General features: G+C 57.7%; 13 protein-coding genes. 3 read left to right on the forward strand and 10 right to left on the reverse strand.

Annotation, left to right across the window (positions count from 1 at the left end):
- Window positions 1-11: 11 nt before the first annotated feature.
- Window positions 12-566, reverse strand: a complete 555-nt coding sequence (locus SPI05_RS04635) for a hypothetical protein (RefSeq protein WP_321076576.1) — start codon at window positions 564-566, stop codon at window positions 12-14.
- Between the two features lie 310 nt (window positions 567-876).
- Between SPI05_RS04635 and SPI05_RS04640 the strand changes: the two genes are divergently transcribed.
- On the forward strand, window positions 877-1764 hold the full coding sequence (locus SPI05_RS04640) for an RNA methyltransferase (protein ID WP_321076577.1): 888 nt from the start codon (window positions 877-879) through the stop codon (window positions 1762-1764).
- Here SPI05_RS04640 and SPI05_RS04645 read toward each other — a convergent pair.
- The 9 genes from SPI05_RS04645 to SPI05_RS04685 all read right to left on the reverse strand — a co-directional run bounded on the left by SPI05_RS04645 (window position 1761) and on the right by SPI05_RS04685 (window position 13933).
- Complete coding sequence (locus SPI05_RS04645) at window positions 1761-2540, reverse strand: HAD-IIB family hydrolase (RefSeq protein ID WP_321076578.1); 780 nt, start codon at window positions 2538-2540, stop codon at window positions 1761-1763. The two genes, SPI05_RS04640 and SPI05_RS04645, sit on opposite strands and share 4 nt — an antisense overlap.
- A gap of 20 nt (window positions 2541-2560) precedes the next feature.
- Window positions 2561-3742 (reverse strand): methyl-accepting chemotaxis protein, encoded by a 1182-nt coding sequence (locus SPI05_RS04650; RefSeq protein ID WP_321076579.1) that lies wholly within the window; start codon window positions 3740-3742, stop codon window positions 2561-2563.
- Window positions 3739-5010 carry a methyl-accepting chemotaxis protein gene (locus SPI05_RS04655; RefSeq protein WP_321076581.1) on the reverse strand — a complete coding sequence of 424 codons (1272 nt, stop codon included), beginning with the start codon at window positions 5008-5010 and terminating at the stop codon, window positions 3739-3741. The genes SPI05_RS04650 and SPI05_RS04655 overlap by 4 nt, the downstream gene beginning before the upstream one ends.
- Window positions 5011-5013: 3 nt before the next feature.
- Complete coding sequence (gene uvrC, locus SPI05_RS04660) at window positions 5014-7095, reverse strand: excinuclease ABC subunit UvrC (RefSeq protein WP_321076583.1); 2082 nt, start codon at window positions 7093-7095, stop codon at window positions 5014-5016.
- A 73-nt stretch (window positions 7096-7168) separates the two neighbouring features.
- A complete protein-coding gene (whiA, locus tag SPI05_RS04665; RefSeq protein WP_321076585.1) occupies window positions 7169-8149 on the reverse strand; it encodes a DNA-binding protein WhiA in 981 nt (326 codons plus the stop codon).
- Window positions 8150-8221: 72 nt separating this feature from the next.
- Complete coding sequence (locus SPI05_RS04670; protein ID WP_321076586.1) at window positions 8222-9247, reverse strand: uridine diphosphate-N-acetylglucosamine-binding protein YvcK; 1026 nt, start codon at window positions 9245-9247, stop codon at window positions 8222-8224.
- An 18-nt stretch (window positions 9248-9265) separates the two neighbouring features.
- On the reverse strand, window positions 9266-10201 hold the full coding sequence (gene rapZ, locus SPI05_RS04675; RefSeq protein WP_321076588.1) for an RNase adapter RapZ: 936 nt from the start codon (window positions 10199-10201) through the stop codon (window positions 9266-9268).
- A 55-nt stretch (window positions 10202-10256) separates the two neighbouring features.
- Window positions 10257-12059: an ABC-F family ATP-binding cassette domain-containing protein gene (locus tag SPI05_RS04680; RefSeq protein ID WP_321076590.1), complete on the reverse strand. Its 1803-nt coding sequence runs from the start codon at window positions 12057-12059 to the stop codon at window positions 10257-10259.
- 68 nt (window positions 12060-12127) lie between these two features.
- Window positions 12128-13933: an Rne/Rng family ribonuclease gene (locus tag SPI05_RS04685; protein ID WP_321076743.1), complete on the reverse strand. Its 1806-nt coding sequence runs from the start codon at window positions 13931-13933 to the stop codon at window positions 12128-12130.
- Window positions 13934-14920: 987 nt separating this feature from the next.
- On the opposite strand from SPI05_RS04685, the gene SPI05_RS04690 reads away from it, so the two are divergent.
- Together SPI05_RS04690 and cydB are read left to right on the forward strand one after the other, a co-directional pair.
- Complete coding sequence (locus SPI05_RS04690) at window positions 14921-16528, forward strand: cytochrome ubiquinol oxidase subunit I (protein WP_321076745.1); 1608 nt, start codon at window positions 14921-14923, stop codon at window positions 16526-16528.
- A gap of 15 nt (window positions 16529-16543) precedes the next feature.
- Window positions 16544-17698: a cytochrome d ubiquinol oxidase subunit II gene (cydB, locus tag SPI05_RS04695; RefSeq protein ID WP_321076592.1), complete on the forward strand. Its 1155-nt coding sequence runs from the start codon at window positions 16544-16546 to the stop codon at window positions 17696-17698.
- The last annotated feature ends 71 nt before the right edge of the window (window positions 17699-17769 follow it).

The raw sequence follows: 17769 nt of genomic DNA on the forward strand, positions 1-17769 counted from the left end.
GTTGAGCCTGACTAATCCCACCAAAAACGCCACAGTTGCCGATTTAGATGCCGATTATAAAAGACGCTGACTTCATCGGGACAGGCGTCCTCACCTAACTCAAACCGCTTCAGACCGGCATAGGCCGCATGCGGATCCTCCTCGTCAGGACCGAGCCCCAGCAGATGCGGCGAGACGAAAATGGTATCTATGCTCAAACGCTCATCAAAGCGCTGGGGTCCAATCATGTATCCGGAAAAGAACGTTTCAGCGGGATGCTGAGCCACGAGCTGCAGCAAATCCTCCACCCGCGGAGCGTAGTTTTGCCGTTCGTCCAATGCATTGGGCGGTATCACTTTCAACAGTTGGGTGGCTAGCCACGCGTCCCCATCTGAGTACGGCAAATAGTCGACCATTTCCTCCACATCCACGTCGGGATATTCACGAGCCATGTCAAACCACATCCAATCCGAATAAGGCAGAGTCAGGGTGGTAACCCCCTCCAGCACCGTCCAGCCCCGAGGTCCATAAATGCCCGGATCCAGCTGAGGATTGCCGATGAGTCCCCGCAGACTTTCCAAAGACATGGTCTTTGCTAAGTTACAGCGCTCACAATCGCAGCTAACGTCATGATGTGGTACTTCCTTTGCCCTCCAATTCCGTAGTTCTTGCATAATTTCCAAAGTCGCCATATGTGTTCCTTTCTGGCATTTCCCCAGGCCCGGTTGGTGCCGCGCCTTCTGGGATTTAGTGTTCTGAAAACCGGGGCGGGTGTCGAGAACAGATTTTCTTACCTGTGGAAAACCCCCATTTCAGCCCCCTTGTGGAAAACTCTGTAAATCCGCTTGTTTTCGGTCTAAAGTTGGGAATTTTGGGGATTAAAAGGCACAATTAAGCGTGCTGATTGACCTGGATTCCCTCACTGCCTACCCGGAATTTCTCCGTGACTACACCCAGTTAAAAGACGTGAATCTGCGCCGCAGTCTGGAAGCTGAACAGGGACTGTTTATGGCGGAATCCAACGAAGTCATCGGCCGAGCCCTGCGCGCCGGATATACCCCGCGTTCCCTGCTTTTAGCCCCGCATTGGCTGGAGATTATCCGCCCGTTGCTCGCTGCCAGCCCCGCCACCGGATTCGCGGACGATGGCGGTCCCATTCCCGTGTTTGTGGCTCCGGAAGCCCTCCTGGAGCGCCTGGTGGGTTTCCATCTGCACCGCGGGGCGATAGCGGCCATGCAGCGCAAACCAGCTCTGAATCCGCGCGAAATCCTGAACAGTTCCTCCCGGGTGTTAATTCTGGAAGATTTGGTGGATCACACGAATGTAGGAGCGGCGGTGCGCAGTGCCGCCGCCTGCGGTTACGACGCCATCATGGTCACACCCTCGTGCGCTGACCCGCTGTATCGCCGGGCGGTACGGGTTTCGATGGGCACGATTTTTCAAGTGCCTTGGACCCGGCTGGAACGCTGGCCCGACCCGGTGTTATTTCACGAGGCTGGTTTTGAACTGGTCGCACTGGCGCTACGCGAAGACTCCCAAGACCTGCGAGATTATGCGGCGGAACTGGCTGGCGACCCGACTCGAAAGGTGGCTTTCATTGCGGGAGCTGAACGGGACGGGTTAAAACCGCGAACCATTGCTCGAGCCGATAAAGTGGTGCGCATTACGATGGCCCACGGAGTCGATTCGCTCAACGTGGCAGGAGCCATCGCTATCGCCTGCTGGGCGACCGCCGCGATACCGCCCGTAAGCGATTCCTCGCCCACCGAAACTTATGAACTTTAGGCCAGCAACCGCCGTAGCCAGCCCAAAGTGTCCTCGGGACCGCTCACCGCTTGACACGGTACCCCGGTCGCCAACACCGGGTAATCATTGCCCCGTTCGTCGAGGCGATCCCCCAAAAACACCAGGTTCAGTGGTGCGTATCCGGTCGATTCCAGCAGGGAGCGGATGCCATAGGCTTTATCCACTCCACGAGCTGTGACGTCCACCGAAGTGGCACCGCCGCTGCGCACCTCCAACTGGGGCAACTGCGTTTCCAGCGCCCTCACTAATGCGGTTTTCTTGGAGCCATCGGGGTCCCAGGCTCGTTTTGCGGCGAGCGGAGCGTGCTGTCCCAAGGCGGAAAACGTCACCTGGGTGCCGCGATCCTCGATGATGTTGCCCCACGGCGAGGCCGCCCACAAGCCGAGTTCACGAGCGGTCGCTTCGATAATTTCAACAGTCTGTTGCCGCAGGTCCGCCGCTAGGTCCCGGCGGTAGACACGCACCAGTTTGTCCGGGTCGCTTCCCGGTTCCATCCGGTAGTACTGGGTGCCGCAGGTGGGCAGCAGATGCAGTGTGTGCTTTGGGACCGGCTGGTCGGCGAGTCGGGAAAGAACTTGGGATTGGAACTGAGAGAGCTGGCCGCCAGAAATAATGGCCGCTTCATACCTGTTCAGGAGCTTGGCCAGGACGGCCGCCATTTCGGTGTCAAGCGGCATTTTTGAGGGTGCCAGCGTGTCGTCTAGGTCGAAAGCAACCAGACGCAGGACTGCGGAGGGGGTAAATTGCAAACTCACTGGACAATCCTGAAAGGTGGCTAGACCGTAAACCGAGCCATTCGCTCGTCTAGGGTCGAGACGGCGTCTTGCACCACGCTCATATGTTCTTGGAACTGCTCGGATTGAGTGTGGGCACTTTGCGAGTGGGACGCTAAGGATTGCGAATGGGTGAACAGTTCATTAGAAAAAGAACGCACCTCATCGATGCCGGTATTAGCTTTGGACAGGGCGGTTTCTTGACGGTTAACGTCCTGGTTGACGGCCTGTTGAGAGGCGCTCAATGCCTCCAGCTGGGTCAACAGGAATTCGATGCGCTGTTCCCCGGCGTCCGCTTGGGTCTGCAGTTGGGCGACCTGGCTGATGACCTCACCAGTGGTTTCGGCAGTTTGCGAAGCCAAATCTTTAGCCTGGTTGGCGACCACGGCAAAACCGCGCCCGGCTTCCGCACTGCGGGCGGCCTCGATGGTGGCGTTCAGTGCCAGCATATTGGTTTGCTCCGAGATAACAGAAATATCCGTCATCAAAGCCATAATCTTTTCCACCGAGGTTTTCAGCTCGGTTACCGCGGTGTTCAGATCGCGTGCCGCCGCGATACCGTCGGAACGCAAAATTTCATTGCTGGAGGCAATTTCGGACAAATGCGCGATGTCCCCCGCCACCGCGATACCGTTGTCCGTCAAAGTTTGCGCCGTTTGTCCCAGTTGCGTCCCGGTTTCAGCCAGTCGATTGCTGCTATCTAGAACCCGGTCGTTGCCCGTTTTGACGATTTCGGCCTGGCTACCGGCAACCGCGGCAAAATTCCGCAGTCCGTCCACCCCGCTGCGCAGATTGACCACCAGGGAGGATAGGGAAACCATCGCTTCATTTACTGCCTGCGACAAATCTGCGATTTCATCTTTGGTATAGATTTGGGCACGTTTCGTAAAATTGCCCGCCGCGGAATCTGCCAGGGTCAGGGACACGGCTTTCACCGAGCGGCGGATTCGAGCTCGCATGGTAAAACCAATGACCGTTCCCAGGATTGCCAAAATCACTATCAAAATGACCTGGATGATGATTTGGGTGAAAATTTCGCGCTGTTGGACCTGGGGTTGGTCTCCCAGAGAAAGGATTCGATTCAACCCCACCAGCAGCAACACCACTGAAAGCGCGGAGAATCCAAAGCTCAAGTAGGCAGTGAGCCGGAACTGTCCGGCGATGGAGACCAGCTTTCTGTTCATGACTGTTCCTCCGATTCCCCCAGCTCTCGCAGATTCAGTTCACCCGTGTCCTCAACCATCTGGAGGTTGTGAATCATAGCGCGGGTGGTAGAAATAATTTCCTCCACTTTGTCAGATTCCGAGTCAATGTTTTGCAAGCTGGTTTGAGACTGAGCGGCGGCCTCGGTGATAGTCACGATTTCCTCGCTCAGGGCGCGAGACTGGTCGAGAGCTCCCGCGCAGGCCGCCTCCATCGAGGCCACTACCGCAGCTTGGTCAGCCACGGCTTGGGCGGAAACTTGCTGCGAGTCATTAATTTGGTTCAATTTTTCGGTAACGTCGGCAGTCACCCCCACAGCCCGGTCACAGCGTTTCTGGATTTCTGCAGAAGCCTCCGTCACCGCCGCCGCCGCGGTGCTGGTTTGTACCGCAAGTTCTTTTATCTGGCCGGCGACGACCGCGAAACCCGCCCCGATTTCCCCGGCTTTCGCCGATTCAATGGTGGCGTTCAAAGCTAACAGACTGGTTCGTTCCGCGATTTGCGCAATCTGATCCACAGAAACAGAAATGTCTTGACTGTGGGATTGAAATTTTTGAATAATCTGAGAGAGTTCAGCCAAGTTCTCCACTTCGCTGTGTCCAATGGTTAGGGCTTCCTCAGTGTGGCGGGCAATGTCACTGCGGGAGGAGGAAATCTCGGCAGCGGCAGCGGCCAGTTGTGCGGCAGACTTGGCGAGCATCCGGGCTTGTGGCGTCACCGTGTCGATTTCCTGGCCGACCTTGCCACCGGCCTCTCCCAAGGCATCGACCGCACCGTTCAATCCGGTTTGTTCCTCAGAAACCTGATGGTACACGCTGCGAGTTTCATTCATCAGCTGGCTGAGCGCCAAACGAGTTTCATTCATGACCCGCGCCAAATCGGACAGTTCGTCATTGGTCACTCCCCGCGCCGCAACCGTAAAATCTCCCGCCGCTATCGCCTGGGCACTGCGCCGCACCGAGCTGGCCGCATCGGTAATGGAACGGGAAATGAATCTGATGAGTAACCATGCCGCGGTGGCTCCGGCAGCTACCACAACAATCAGCACCCCAACCACCACGGTAAGGTTCACGCTGGGCGTGCCTTGGGTACTGCTGCCAACCCTCCTCAACAGGCGAAACAGAACTACCAGAGAGACTAAAAATATCAGCCCCGGAGTTAACAACACGGCAACGCCACTGACCAGGTTTTTCGCCAAAAGGTTAAACCTGATTCCTCGCAGACGCAGTTCAGTTGGGTTATCGGACATATGTTAATTTTTACCAGAATTCCCGGAATTGTTTAGGAAAGCCACGAGGTTTTCCGCGGTTTTCAGGCCAAAACCAGGGACTTGGGCAATCTCGGAGGCACTGGCCTCACGTAAACGCTTGACCGACCCGAAATGTTTAAGCAACGCCTTTTGTCGGGCGGGACCGACTCCTGGGGCAGCATCCAGAATCGAACGGGTCATAGCTTGGGAACGTTTCTTGCGATGTGCGCTGATGGCAAAACGGTGGGATTCATCACGTAAATACTGCAGCAAATACAGGGCTTCGGAGGTGCGCGGGAAAATGACCGGAAAGTCGTCGTCTACCCGCCAGACTTCCTCCAAGCGTTTTGCCAGTCCAACGACAGGAATATCCCACACCCCTACCTCATCCATCGCCGCCCGAGCAGCATGAACCTGGGGCAGTGCTCCATCCACCACGACCAAATCGGGACGGTAGGAAAACCGCCGCGGTTCTTTTTCCGTTCCCAAGGGGGGTATAGCGCCAGATTGTGCCGTCTGAGGGGAAGGATTCGTCGTTTCGACAATCTCCGTGCCGCTCGCCGTGGCTAGCGCATCGGTTCCAGGCAGCCCCGCGCCCGGGCTGTTTTCCTCTTGAATGAGGCGTTCAAAGCGCCGGCGCAGCACCTCGTTCATGGCGGTTGTATCGTCGGGGGTACCCGTGCCGTCAGCTCCCCGGATTGAAAACTTCCGGTAAGCGTCTTTGCGGGGGGCGCCGTCCTCAAACACCACCATGGAACCCATCTGAAATGTGCCTTGTGTGTGAGAAATGTCGTAACACTCAATCCGTAGCGGTGGATCAATGTCGAGCAGGCGTCCCAGCTCATTCAAGGCCAGGTTTCGCTGGGTCAAATCCCGGGCTCGCCGAGTCTTGTACAAGCGCAACCCCTCCACCGCGTTGAGCTGCACCCGGGACAGGGCTTCACGTTTCGCTCCCCGTTGCGGCACCCGAATACTCACCTGAGACCCTCGCAACGCGCTCAACCAGCGCTGCAGCACGCCCACATCGGTCGGGGAAACGGAAACCAGAATCTCCTTGGGAATGACGGAAGTATCGAAATGCGCCGTATCGTTGGCGGAACTGGGACCGACCCGCCGCGTCCGCGCAGCGCTCCCCTCACGAGCGAGGTCTGCCGCCGCTTCTCCATAAATTTGTTCCAAAGCCCTTGCCATCAGGGAGGCTTCGTCAAGGTCCTCTTCCCGCGCGCTCACCCAGCCGCGCTGCCCGCGAATCCGCCCCGCACGTACATAAAACACCTGGACGGAAACCTGGAGTTCATCGGCCTCAAGGGCAAACAAATCCGCGTCCGTGTCATCGCTGAGCACCGCAGCGTTTTTTTCCAAAACCTTACGCAACGCCTCCAGCTGATCCCTCTTCCGGGCCGCGTCCTCAAAGCGATAAGCCTGGGCATCGTCCCACATGGCAGTCTCGATTTCGCGCAAGAACCCGGCATCACGCCCGCTCATGAAGTCGCAGACTTTCTCGGCTAGTTCACGGTGCTGTGCAGCGCTGACGCGGCCGATACACGGCGCGGCGCAACGTCCGATATAGCCCAGCAAACACGCCCGATTAGCTGCTTGAGCCTGGGAAAACACTCCGTCAGAGCAGGTCCGCACCGGAAATACAGTTTGCAACAGCTCCAGGGTTTGACGAATCGCCCACACCGCCGTGTAGGGCCCGAAATAGCGCACTCCGTGTTGGTGAGCGGTGCGTAGCACTCCCATACGCGGATATTCCTGGTTCATCGTCACCGCGAAGTACGGGTAGGACTTATCGTCCTTAAACATCACGTTGAACTTGGGGTCGTGTTCTTTAATCCAGGTGTATTCCAAGGTCAGGGCTTCGACCTCGGAACCGACCACTACCCAGGATACCGAAGCGGCGCTGGCGACCATTTTCGCAGTGCGCGGGTGCAGACGCGCGGGGTCGACGAAGTAAGACGTGAGCCGATTACGCAGATTCTTGGCTTTACCCACATAGATAACCCGGTCGCGGCCGTCACGCCACCGGTACACCCCCGGTTGCGTGGGAATCTCGGAGGCTTTGGGAAAGTCTGGGACTTTCATGGAAACCTCATGTCGCCGCGAACGGGGTTGCTCGGGTCTGGGCTCAGAGTCAAGGCGGTGCCACCGGCGATATTCATGAGTCCAACACTTCGGAATTCAACCCAGATTCGGTGTCGGGGATTCCCAGCTCCTCTGCCCGTTTATCAGCCATGGCCAACAGGCGGCGGATTCGGCCCGCCACTGCGTCTTTCGTCAGCTGCGGTTCACTGAGCTGACCGAGTTCTTCCAGTGAAGCCTGCTTGTATTCCAGACGCAAACGCCCCGCGGAAATGAGGTGCGGAGGAATGTCGTCCCCCAGGATTTCAAAAGCCCGGCGCACGCGTGCCCCCGCCAACACGGCAGCCCGGGTGGACCGGCGCATATTGGCATCATCAAAATTTGCCAACCGGTTGACTTCCCCGCGCTTCTCACGCTTTTCACGCTTATCTGCCCACTCACGCAAGGCCGCGTCCGCGCCCATCTGAGTCAGTAAAGCCCTAATTGAGTCGTTTTCCCGCACGGCTACCCGAGATAGTTGACGCACCTCGCGTGACTTGGCGTTCGCCCCCATACGTCGAGCCATACCTACCAAGGCGAGGGCCGCCTCGGGGCCGGGCGCCGTCACTTCCAGCGCTGAGGACCGAGTTGGTTCCGCCAGCGAACCGCGGGCCAGGAAGGCTCCCCGCCATGCGGCGACGCAGCCGGATAGGGGTCCTGACACGATTTCCGGGGCCAACCCCCGCACTGGACGACCCTGTTTGTCCAACAGCCCGGTTTCTTTTGCCAGTTTCTCTGCCCCGGACACCACTCGCACCACGTAGCGATCCGCTTTTCGGATTCCGGTTCCACTGACCACCACCACGGAGGAGTTCGTGTGGTACAGATTCAGCAAAGCCTGCTGTAGCCGTTTCGCGCTATTGGCGTGATCCAGTTCCGCTTCCACCACTATGGAGCCAGCCACCAGGTGGATTCCCCCCGCAAACCGCAGCAACGCAGATATTTCAGCGCGAAAATCAGCTCGCGACTCGACGCGAACCCCCGCGAGTTCATCTTTTGCGACAGCCGTCAGGGACATAGTTTAACTTCCTCCTGGTTGTGAAAACCGGCATGGTTGAGAGCCGGTCAGTGAGTCCAATCACTATTCTAACTAATGATTGTCGAGCTCTTCGATACTGGACAAATCTCCCCAGTTTCCGCTCATGGCATCTCTGAATGCGGCTGCTAATCGCAAGAAGTCATGACGAGCGGTGCCGTCCCCGACGGAAATTTGGCGCAACATGACCTGACATCCCAGTTCGTTAGCGGCATTTTGCAAGTCATCGATGTCCGTCACCGAAACAGGATCACCAATCACCACTGAGAGCCGCAGCTCGGGGACAATTTGATGTAAAACCCGCAAATGATCAGGAAGTGTCAGGTCTTGCGTCTCTCCGCGTTGGCGGCTGAGATTCAGCACCAGGGCTTTCCGTGCCGGCGAGTGCACCAACGCTTCCCGCAAGTCCGCAATCAGCAGATGGGGCATCACCGAGGTGTACCAGGAACCCGGACCCAGCACTATCCAATCCGCGCTTGCGACCGCCTGCAGAACCTGCGGGGTAACCGGCGCGTCAGGAGGATCCAGACGAATTCCCCGCACCACCCCCGGCGCTTTCGCAATCTTGGATTGTCCGCGTATCGTTTGAACCCGCCCTTCCACTTCTAAGTCAGCTTCGATAGCCATGGGGACGGTAGACATCGGCAACACTCGGCCTTGCGCATCCAACAACCGAGTCATCCATTCCAGACCCGCGACCGGGTCATCGAGAATCTGCCACAAACCAGCCAGCAATAGGTTGCCCAGGTTGTGTCCGTTCATCTCCCCGTTTGATTTAAACCGAAACTGCAGAATATCGCGCCAGGTCAGACCCCAATCGGATTCATCGCACAAGGCCGCCAGCGCCATGCGTAAGTCCCCTGGAGGTAGCAGGTCAAACTCTTGACGTAAACGTCCGCTGGAGCCTCCGTCGTCGGCCACGGTGACGACTGCCGTGAGATCCGTGGTGAGGTGGCGCAAAGCCGAAAGCGTAGCGTACAGCCCGTGCCCCCCGCCAAAAGCCACCACCTTCGGGCCGGTCGCGCGTCCGGGCCACACGGAATCTTGGGGAGGCTGAAAATAATGTCCCTGTACATTCATACCTAGCTCACCCCCGAGTCATTCCTTACCGATATCACGATGCACGGTGCGTACCTGAAAACCTTTAGAGCGCAGCAGGTTGGACAGGCGTTCTGCCATCGCCACCGAACGATGCTGCCCCCCGGTACACCCCACGGCAATTGTCACAAACGGCTTTAACTCGTGCAGGTAACCGTTGAGCACCGGGGCCAAAGTGTCAACATAATGCTGAGCAAACTCGCTGGCCCCGGGCTGACTCAAGACGTATTTCGCCACCGCTTCATCCCGCCCGGTCAGGTGCCGCAGTTCCGTCACCCAGTAGGGATTGGGGAAAAATCTCACATCGACCACGTGATCGGCGTCCATGGGTAAACCGTATTTAAACCCGAAACTCATCACCGTCACATTCAATCCATTGGCGGCCTCCCCGGACACGAGTTCGCGGATTCGCCTGGCCAGGTCGTGAACATTCATATGGGTCGTGTCCACATAGATATTGGCACGGTCGCGGATAGGCCCCAGCAGCTCCCGTTCCGAGGCAATCCCGTCCATAATCCGCCCTTCGCCCTGCAAGGGGTGGGGGCGGCGCACCTGTTCGTAGCGGCGCACCAGCACCGCGTCGGAACAATCGAGGAACAAAACTTGCAGGTCAACTTGGGCTTCCCGCAACGCATCTAGGGTCGACATAAATTCCGAAAAGAAACTGCGCGAACGCACGTCGACCACGACGGCCAGACGGTGCACACCCTCCCCGCCGGGAGTCATCATGCGCGCCAAAGGACCGAGCATACGCGGAGGCAGATTGTCCACCACATACCAGTTCAAATCCTCCAAGACCTGGGCGGTTTGGCTGCGACCGGCCCCGCTCATGCCGGTAATAATCAGCATCTGGGCGCGTTCGCTGACATCGCGCACGGACTGGGCATCCAGCTCGGGAATGCCCGACGGTACAGTCGGGGTGGGGTCTTCACTCATGTTTCCAGCTTATCGAGTTGCCGGGGGGAAGTTCAGTCTTTACGAATGCCCAAATCTAAAGCCCTTCCGCCACGTCCAGCCACTGCTCCTCAAGTTGTTCGACCCGACCGCGGGCAGTTTGCAACTCTTTGGCCAAATCCGCCAGTTTTTCATAGTCGGCGGGGTCTGTCTCAGCCAGCTGTGATTCAATTTGGGCCACCTGCGCGGTGGCTTTGGCAATCTTACGTTCCAGGGATTGCAGACGTTTTTGGGTTTCGTAGTCGGCTTTGGAATCGGTTTTTCCATTCACAAGGGGTTTCTGCGACGTCGACGGCTCGTCAGACTTGAGTCGGCTGGTCGACCGCGCCTGTTCGGCCAACTCCAGGTATTCGTCCACGCCTCCGGGAAGGTGGCGCAACCCGTGGTCAATGACGGCGTACTGGTTATCGGTAATCCGTTCGATGAGGTAGCGATCGTGGGAGACGACCAGCAACGTGCCCGGCCAAGCGTCCAACACGTCTTCCAAAGCGGTCAAGGTATCGGTATCAATATCGTTGGTGGGCTCGTCCAGAATCATCACGTTCGGTTCTTCCAGCAGTAGCAACAAAATCTGCAGACGCCGTTTCTGTCCCCCGCTCAGCGCCCCGACCTTGGCTTGCAACTGAGAGGAGTTAAACCCCAAACGTTCCAACATCTGGGCGGGGCTCAGTTCCTTACCTTCCACCTCAAAAGAGCCTTTGAGCTTACCTAAGACCTGATAGACGCGGTAATCCGCAATCTCACGCAGCGCCCGAAACTCCTGGTCCAAGATACCAATCTGAACCGTCTTGCCTTCGCGACGCCGCCCCCGAGTCGGGGTGAGATCCCCCGCCAGCAAACCGAGTAGGGTCGACTTCCCAGCCCCGTTAGCCCCCAAGATTCCGGCGCGCTCCCCCGGCGCTACCCGCCAGGTCACATCGCGTAAGACCGGGCGGGAATCGTCCGGCCCCTCGTAGGAAAAGTCCACGTCCACTAGGTCCACAACGATTTTCCCGAGCCTGCCGGTGGCCAGTTTCACCAGCTGCACCGTGTCTCGCACCGGCGGAACGTCCTCAATGAGCGCATTGGCTGCGTCGATGCGAAACTTCGGTTTGGAAGTTCGGGCCGGGGCTCCGCGCCGTAGCCACGCCAGCTCTTTGCGTAACAGATTTTGGCGCTTTTCGGCGGCGAGAGCGGCCTGCCGGTCACGTTCTACGCGAGCCAAAATGTAGGCCGCGTATCCCCCTTCAAAGGGTTCCACCATCCCGTCGTGAACTTCCCAAGTGTCGCGCGACACCGCATCGAGAAACCACCGGTCATGCGTCACCAGCAACAGGGCGCCATCTCGGTCTGACCAGCGGCGATTGAGGTGACGCGCCAGCCATGCCACCCCTTCCATATCCAGGTGGTTTGTGGGCTCGTCCAGTCCGATGACATCCCAATCGCCAATCAGGAGTTTCGCGAGGGCGAGGCGTCGGCGCTGTCCCCCGCTCAGCGCCTCTACCGGCGATTCCCACGCGATGGCGGGCAACAGCCCATCCAGCACTTCGCGAATCCGCGGGTCACTGAGAACTTCGTGATGCTCAGAGCCTGCCAGCAGCACGGTTTCCACCGTGTCGGAGCCGCTCAGAGCGTCCTCCTGCCCCAGCAAGGCGACTCGCAGCCCGTTGCGTCGGGTGACGAGCCCGGAATGCGGCTGCTGAGTTCCGAACAGTACCCGCAGCAGCGTTGATTTGCCGTCTCCGTTGCGCCCTACAATCCCGATACGATCCCCGGCGGAAACCCCGACCGTGACGTCGTCGAGCAGGAGTTTGTCCGGATATTCCACGTGCAGGTTTTGCCCGCCCAGAAGGTTACCCAAAACGCCTCACTCCAATAACTGCCGGCAGACCCCCGGCAAACCGGGCGAGCTGCGAAAAAATCCGGGAACTACCCTTGTGAAACCACAATATCGGCGTCCGCGGAATCCGTATTGATGACCCCGGTGGAGGCGGCCCGGCGATGGCGGCGACGCGGCGCGGCGCTATCCGCGGAGCCGTTGGCGCTGGTGATTTCCAGGCGCTCTTGCGCCCCGTCCAGAGCGGGTTTCTCGCTGGCTTTGTCCAGGGAAGGCTTATCACTAGCTTTGTCCAAGGAGGGCTTTTCAGGAGGCGTTGTCAGCAGTTTTGGTTCCTTGCTTCGCGACGAGTGCGATTGCTCGGGTGCGGGTGGCTCGTGTTCCTCGGAGGCGTGAGCGGCGGTAGCGATTGCCGCCATAGTCTGACGCACTTCCGGATTCGTTTCTTTCACGGATTTGGCGCGAGACCGGGCACGTTTCGAGCTGGCTCCAGACGAGGATCCGCGCCGGGGGGCGGGATGGGACACCACGTCTTCCGGGGCTTGCCCGTTGTTCTCGACCGGCACATCGTGGACGATGAAGCCGCGTCCGTCACAGCATTCACACTGGGTCGAAAACGCCTCAACCAGTCCCTGTCCGACCCGTTTGCGGGTCATCTGAACCAAACCGAGGGAGGTTACTTCGGTGACCTGGTGACGAGTCCGGTCACGTCCCAGACATTCCACCAAGCGCCGCAGCACCAGATCCCGGTTCGACTCGATAACCATGTCCACAAAGTCGATGACGACAATGCCGCCAATGTCGCGCAGCCGCAGCTGACGCACGATTTCTTCGGCTGCTTCCAAGTTGTTCTTGGTGACGGTTTCTTCCAGGGTTCCCCCCGCACCAATGTAACGCCCGGTATTGACGTCAATAACCGTCATCGCTTCGGTCCGGTCAATAATCAGGTAACCGCCGCTGGGCAGCCACACTTTACGTTCGAAACCTTTCGCAAGCTGTTCATCGATGCGGTGGGCGGCAAAAATGTCGTCCTCGCCTTCCCAATGCTTCAGGCGGTCCTTTAACTCTGGAGACAAATCGCACACATATTTAGAAATGGTCTTCCAAGCGTTGTCACCCTGAATAGTCAGAGAGCGGAAGTCCTCATTAAATATGTCACGCACGACTCGCACGGCCAGTTCCGGTTCCCCGTGCAACAGGACCGGTCCGTTGCGGGTCTTGCGCTGTTTTGTCTCGATTTCTTGCCAAATTCGAGTGAGGCGTTCCACATCAGCGCGCAACTGTTCTTCCGTAGCCCCCTCAGCGGCGGTCCGTACGATGACTCCGTAACCGGCCGGAATCATCGTTTTCAGCAGAGCCTTGAGACGTTTGCGCTCTTCCTCGGGCAGCTTGCGTGAAATTCCGGTCATCGCCCCGCTGGGCACCAACACCAGGTGACGGCCCGCCAGAGTGATTTGAGATGTCAAACGGGCGCCTTTATGTCCAATTGGATCCTTTGTGACCTGCACTAAAACCAGGTCGCCGGGGTTGAGTGCGTCCTCGATACGCCCGGTTTTAGCATTCAGACCGGCAGCGTCCCAGTTCACTTCTCCGGCATAGAGAACGGCGTTGCGTCCCTTGCCGATGTCCACGAAAGCTGCCTCCATCGAGGACAGCACGTTTTGCACCTTGCCCAGGTAGATATTACCCACGGCTGTCTCTTGGGTGTGTCGCGAAACGTAATGCTCGACCAGTAACCCATCCTCGAGAACGGCAATCTGATTCAAACCGTCACGCTCGCGCACGACCATCTCTCGTTTCACGTTCTCTCGACGCGCCAGGAATTCTGCTTCCGTAATCGGGGTCCGTTTGCGACTTTCCTTACGCCCCGCCTTACGACGAATCCGTTTCGCTTCCAGCCGCGTGGAACCGTCCAGTGTCTTGACTCCCTCGCCTTCCCCGCCATCGAAACGAGTCCGCCGCCGCCGCCGGCGCGTCGTGCTGTTTTCGTCCTCTGAAGTCGTGTCTTTCTCGGCGGCGGTCGCGTTCCCACTTTCAGACTCATCGTGCGCCGAGGTTTTTTTACGGCTGGAGGTCTTCGAATTGGTCCGGGAGCTCGATGCCGACTCGTTCTTAGCAGAAGAGGACTTCTTTCGGCTGTGGCTTTCCGGCTCAGTCTCGGCGGCAGAGCTGGCCTGATTAGAACGGTTATTACGAGTACGTTTTTCTTCAGCTGGTGCTGCCGGCGCAAAGCTGGACAAGTCCGGAGCCTGGAACAGCAAGCTGGCAGCGGGCAGAGACACCCCCGCGCTCGGCGCACTGGCGGCAGACGGCGCTTCTGAAGCCGAGAAAGTCGGACTGGCGTCCTTTACCTTCCTTGAAGAGGCATTGACTTTTTGAAAAGTCTGGTCTTTCGTATCTTTGGTCGCGGAGGCCCGAGTACGAGTTCGGGCCGTACCGGAATTACGCGAAGTTTTTCTAGTAGCCGCATTTGTTTCGGATTCTGTTGTCTTATTCACTTTAAAGCTCCTGAAAGAGACCGGCTAGCAACCTGCCGGTCTATTTAGTTGTCAGTCATCACCAAACGGTGGAAAGTCTATGAGAGATAAGGAATAAACCGGGCTAATGAAACCGTGAGACCGGGCTCACAAAGGATTCCGAGTTGCCGACTTGGGCTGCTCAAGACATCCCTATCTCCGCTCAACATCCTATCGCACAGTCGGATTTTTACCCAGAAAAAACTTCCGATGAGGTGCGAAATGTACATGTTGGTAAAATTTTAGGGTAGATTTAGGGAGTGGCTCAGGTTCACTTGGCGATTACGCTGTGTGACCACGAAGTAAATCTGGTCCTAAATGCAATTTCTATAAATCTACGGAAAGGCGGAAAAGGTGACCGTCGTCTCAATGGGGCTTGAAGGCCTCGACTTGGCGCGGTGGCAGTTCGGTATTACAACCGTCTACCACTTTATCCTGGTTCCGTTCACCATCGGCATGTCCTTGCTGGTAGCACTGATGGAAACATTGTGGTACCGCACCGGCAAGGAATACTGGCTGAAGGCGACACGGTTCTTTGGAAGGCTGTTTATTGTTAACTTTGCCTTGGGTGTTGCAACCGGTATCGTGCAGGAATTCCAATTCGGCATGGGCTGGTCCGAGTACTCCCGCTTCGTCGGTGATATCTTCGGCGCTCCTCTGGCTTTTGAAGCTCTGCTTTCATTCTTCATGGAGTCCACGTTCCTCGGAGTGTGGATCTTCGGTTGGGGCAAGATCTCCAAGAAAGCTCACGTTGTTGTGTCTTGGCTGGTAATGGCCGGCGTCAACACCTCTATGTTGTGGATTATCGGCGCTAACTCCTGGATGCAGCGCCCGGTTGGTGCGGTCTTTGACCCGGCTACCGGTCGCGCTACCTTGAACGGCGCTACCGCATTCTTCCAAGTTGTCGGTAACTCCACCATGTGGCTCGCTGTGTTCCACGTGGTAACTTCTTCTATCTTGCTGGCCTCCACCATCGTGGCCGGCATTTCTCTGTGGTGGATGGTTCGCGCCGCCAACGCTGGCGGTATCGGCGACACCGAAGCTCGCGAAGTCTGGCGTCCGATTGCCCGCTGGGGCATGACCATTATGCTGGTCGCTGGCGTTCTGACCATCGCTTCGGGCCACTTGCAGGGTCAACACTTGGTTTACTACCAGCCAGCCAAGATGGCTGCCGCGGAAGGTCTGTGCGCTGGCGAATCCGGCGCCCTGGCTCTGGTAGCCTTCTCGGACTGCCCGCAAGACATCCAAAAGAACGATGACGGCACCTGGCCGTTGACCGAAGTTGGCATCGGCAAGATTCCGGGCTTGCTCGGTTTCGTGGCGCACAACTCGTTCTCTCGTTCCATTGCTGGTATGGCTGACTCCTCCGAGCGCACCCAGACCATGCTAGAGAACGCCGCGGACAAGTTCGGTGATAAGGCTCCGAACATCGACACCGCTAACACTTCTGGGATTAAGGGTGAAACCGGCGTTTACAGCTGGGCTCCTTACTCTCCGTCCGTCCTGCTGGTGTTCTGGTCTTTCCGTCTGATGATGGGCTTGGGTCTGTTCTGTGCAGCCTTGGCTCTGGTCGGTCTGTACCAAACCCGCGGCGGCAAGGTTTCCACGTCTAAGGGTCTGAAGCGTCTTGCTCTGATTACGCTGCCGATGCCTTACCTGTCTGCGGCTTTCGGCTGGATTATGACTGAGTTTGGTCGTCAGCCCTTTATCGTTTACCCGAACCAGGATGCTTTCGGTTCTGATTTAGCGGTCAAGACCGACGCAGCAGGTGTGTTCATGCTGACTGGCGATGGTTTGTCTGGCGTGGTCAATCCGCTCGAGTTCCTGATTTCGTTGATTCTGTTCACCTTGGTTTACCTGGTGCTCGGTATCATCTGGTTCAAGCTCATGGTTCGTTACTCCAAAGAGGGCATCAACACGCCGGCCTCCGATGGTGGTCCGAACGCTGCCTCTCAAGAGCTATCGTTCGCTTACTAAGGAGGAAATCAGACAATGACTATTCTGCAAATCCTTTGGTTTATCCTCGTAGCAGTCCTGTGGGCTGGTTATTTGGTTCTGGAAGGCTACGGCTTGGGTACGGGTATGCTGCTGCGTATCCTCGGTAAGACCGATGACGAACGCGGCCAGATGGTTCGCGCTATCGGTCCGCACTGGGACGGTAACGAAGTATGGCTGCTCACCGCAGGTGGCGCGACCTTCGCTTCTTCTCCCGAGTGGTACGCCGTGATGTTCTCCGGTATGTACATCGCTCTGTTCCTGGTCCTGCTGTGCTTGATTGGTCGTATCGCGGCTATCGAATGGCGCAACAAGGTGGACACGCTGAAGTGGCGCGGTACCTGGGACACCATCCAAACCATCTCGGCTTGGTTAGTTCCGATTCTGCTGGGTGTAGCCTTCGGCAACCTGGTAGCCGGCATGAAGATTATCGTGGCCGATCCCAAGACACCGTTCGTCGAGGTCGGTCCCGAAAACGTCGACATCGCCAATGCCGGTATGTCTCAGATTCACTCCTTCGTTGGTCTGGGCGAATTCCCCTTCAGCCAGCTGCTGAGCTTGCTGATTGGTGGTTCCGGCTTCGCGATTCTCGGCGGTTTGGTGATTGCCTCCCTGTCCTTGGTCCAAGGCGCCAACTTCCTGGCTCTTAAGACTGATGGGGCTGTACAGGAACGCGCGGTCGCGATTGCCCCGAAGTTGGGTCTCGTCTCGACAGTCCTGACCGCAATCTTTGCGGTGTGGGGCACCTTCGCTTTCAAGGGTGATGGTTTCATCTTCTCGCTGATCTTCCTGGTCCTCGCGGCAGTCTGCCTCATCGTCAGCCTGCTCTTCGCGTTCAAGGGTGCTTCGGCAAAGGCTTTCACCTTCAACTCCGTTGCGATTGCAATGTGCGTTGGTTGGGTGTTTGCCATGCTCTTCCCCAACGTGATGAAGTCCTCGATTGATCCGGCCTACTCGCTGACTATCGCTCAGTCCTCGGCTTCCGCCGGAACCCAGATTGTCATGACCGTAGCGGCCATCATTCTGGTTCCGATCGTATTGGGTTACACCATCTGGTCTGTCTACATGTTCCGCGCTCGTATCAGCGTGGCACCTGCAGGCGGCTTGCATCCCGATAAGATTCGCGAAGGCGCGAACTTCCTGGTTGGCTAAATAAAGCGACGACGGTCTAAAACCGTTACGGGCGGGTCACTGCGGTGGCCCGCCCGCACCAGTTTAACCAG

The sequence above is a fragment of the Mobiluncus sp. genome, from assembly GCF_034180645.1.
In the GTDB taxonomy this organism is placed as follows: domain Bacteria; phylum Actinomycetota; class Actinomycetes; order Actinomycetales; family Actinomycetaceae; genus Mobiluncus.

What these genes read in the sequence shown, in the direction of transcription:
- SPI05_RS04635 (WP_321076576.1), bottom strand. Translation starts at nt 566, where the DNA reads ATGTCTTTGGAAAGTCTGCGGGGACTCATCGGCAATCCTCAGCTGGAT.
- SPI05_RS04650 (WP_321076579.1), bottom strand. Translation starts at nt 3,742, where the DNA reads ATGAACAGAAAGCTGGTCTCCATCGCCGGACAGTTCCGGCTCACTGCC.
- SPI05_RS04655 (WP_321076581.1), bottom strand. Translation starts at nt 5,010, where the DNA reads ATGTCCGATAACCCAACTGAACTGCGTCTGCGAGGAATCAGGTTTAAC.
- uvrC (WP_321076583.1), bottom strand. Translation starts at nt 7,095, where the DNA reads ATGAAAGTCCCAGACTTTCCCAAAGCCTCCGAGATTCCCACGCAACCG.
- whiA (WP_321076585.1), bottom strand. Translation starts at nt 8,149, where the DNA reads ATGTCCCTGACGGCTGTCGCAAAAGATGAACTCGCGGGGGTTCGCGTC.
- SPI05_RS04670 (WP_321076586.1), bottom strand. Translation starts at nt 9,247, where the DNA reads ATGAATGTACAGGGACATTATTTTCAGCCTCCCCAAGATTCCGTGTGG.
- rapZ (WP_321076588.1), bottom strand. Translation starts at nt 10,201, where the DNA reads ATGAGTGAAGACCCCACCCCGACTGTACCGTCGGGCATTCCCGAGCTG.
- SPI05_RS04690 (WP_321076745.1), top strand. Translation starts at nt 14,921, where the DNA reads ATGGGGCTTGAAGGCCTCGACTTGGCGCGGTGGCAGTTCGGTATTACA.
- cydB (WP_321076592.1), top strand. Translation starts at nt 16,544, where the DNA reads ATGACTATTCTGCAAATCCTTTGGTTTATCCTCGTAGCAGTCCTGTGG.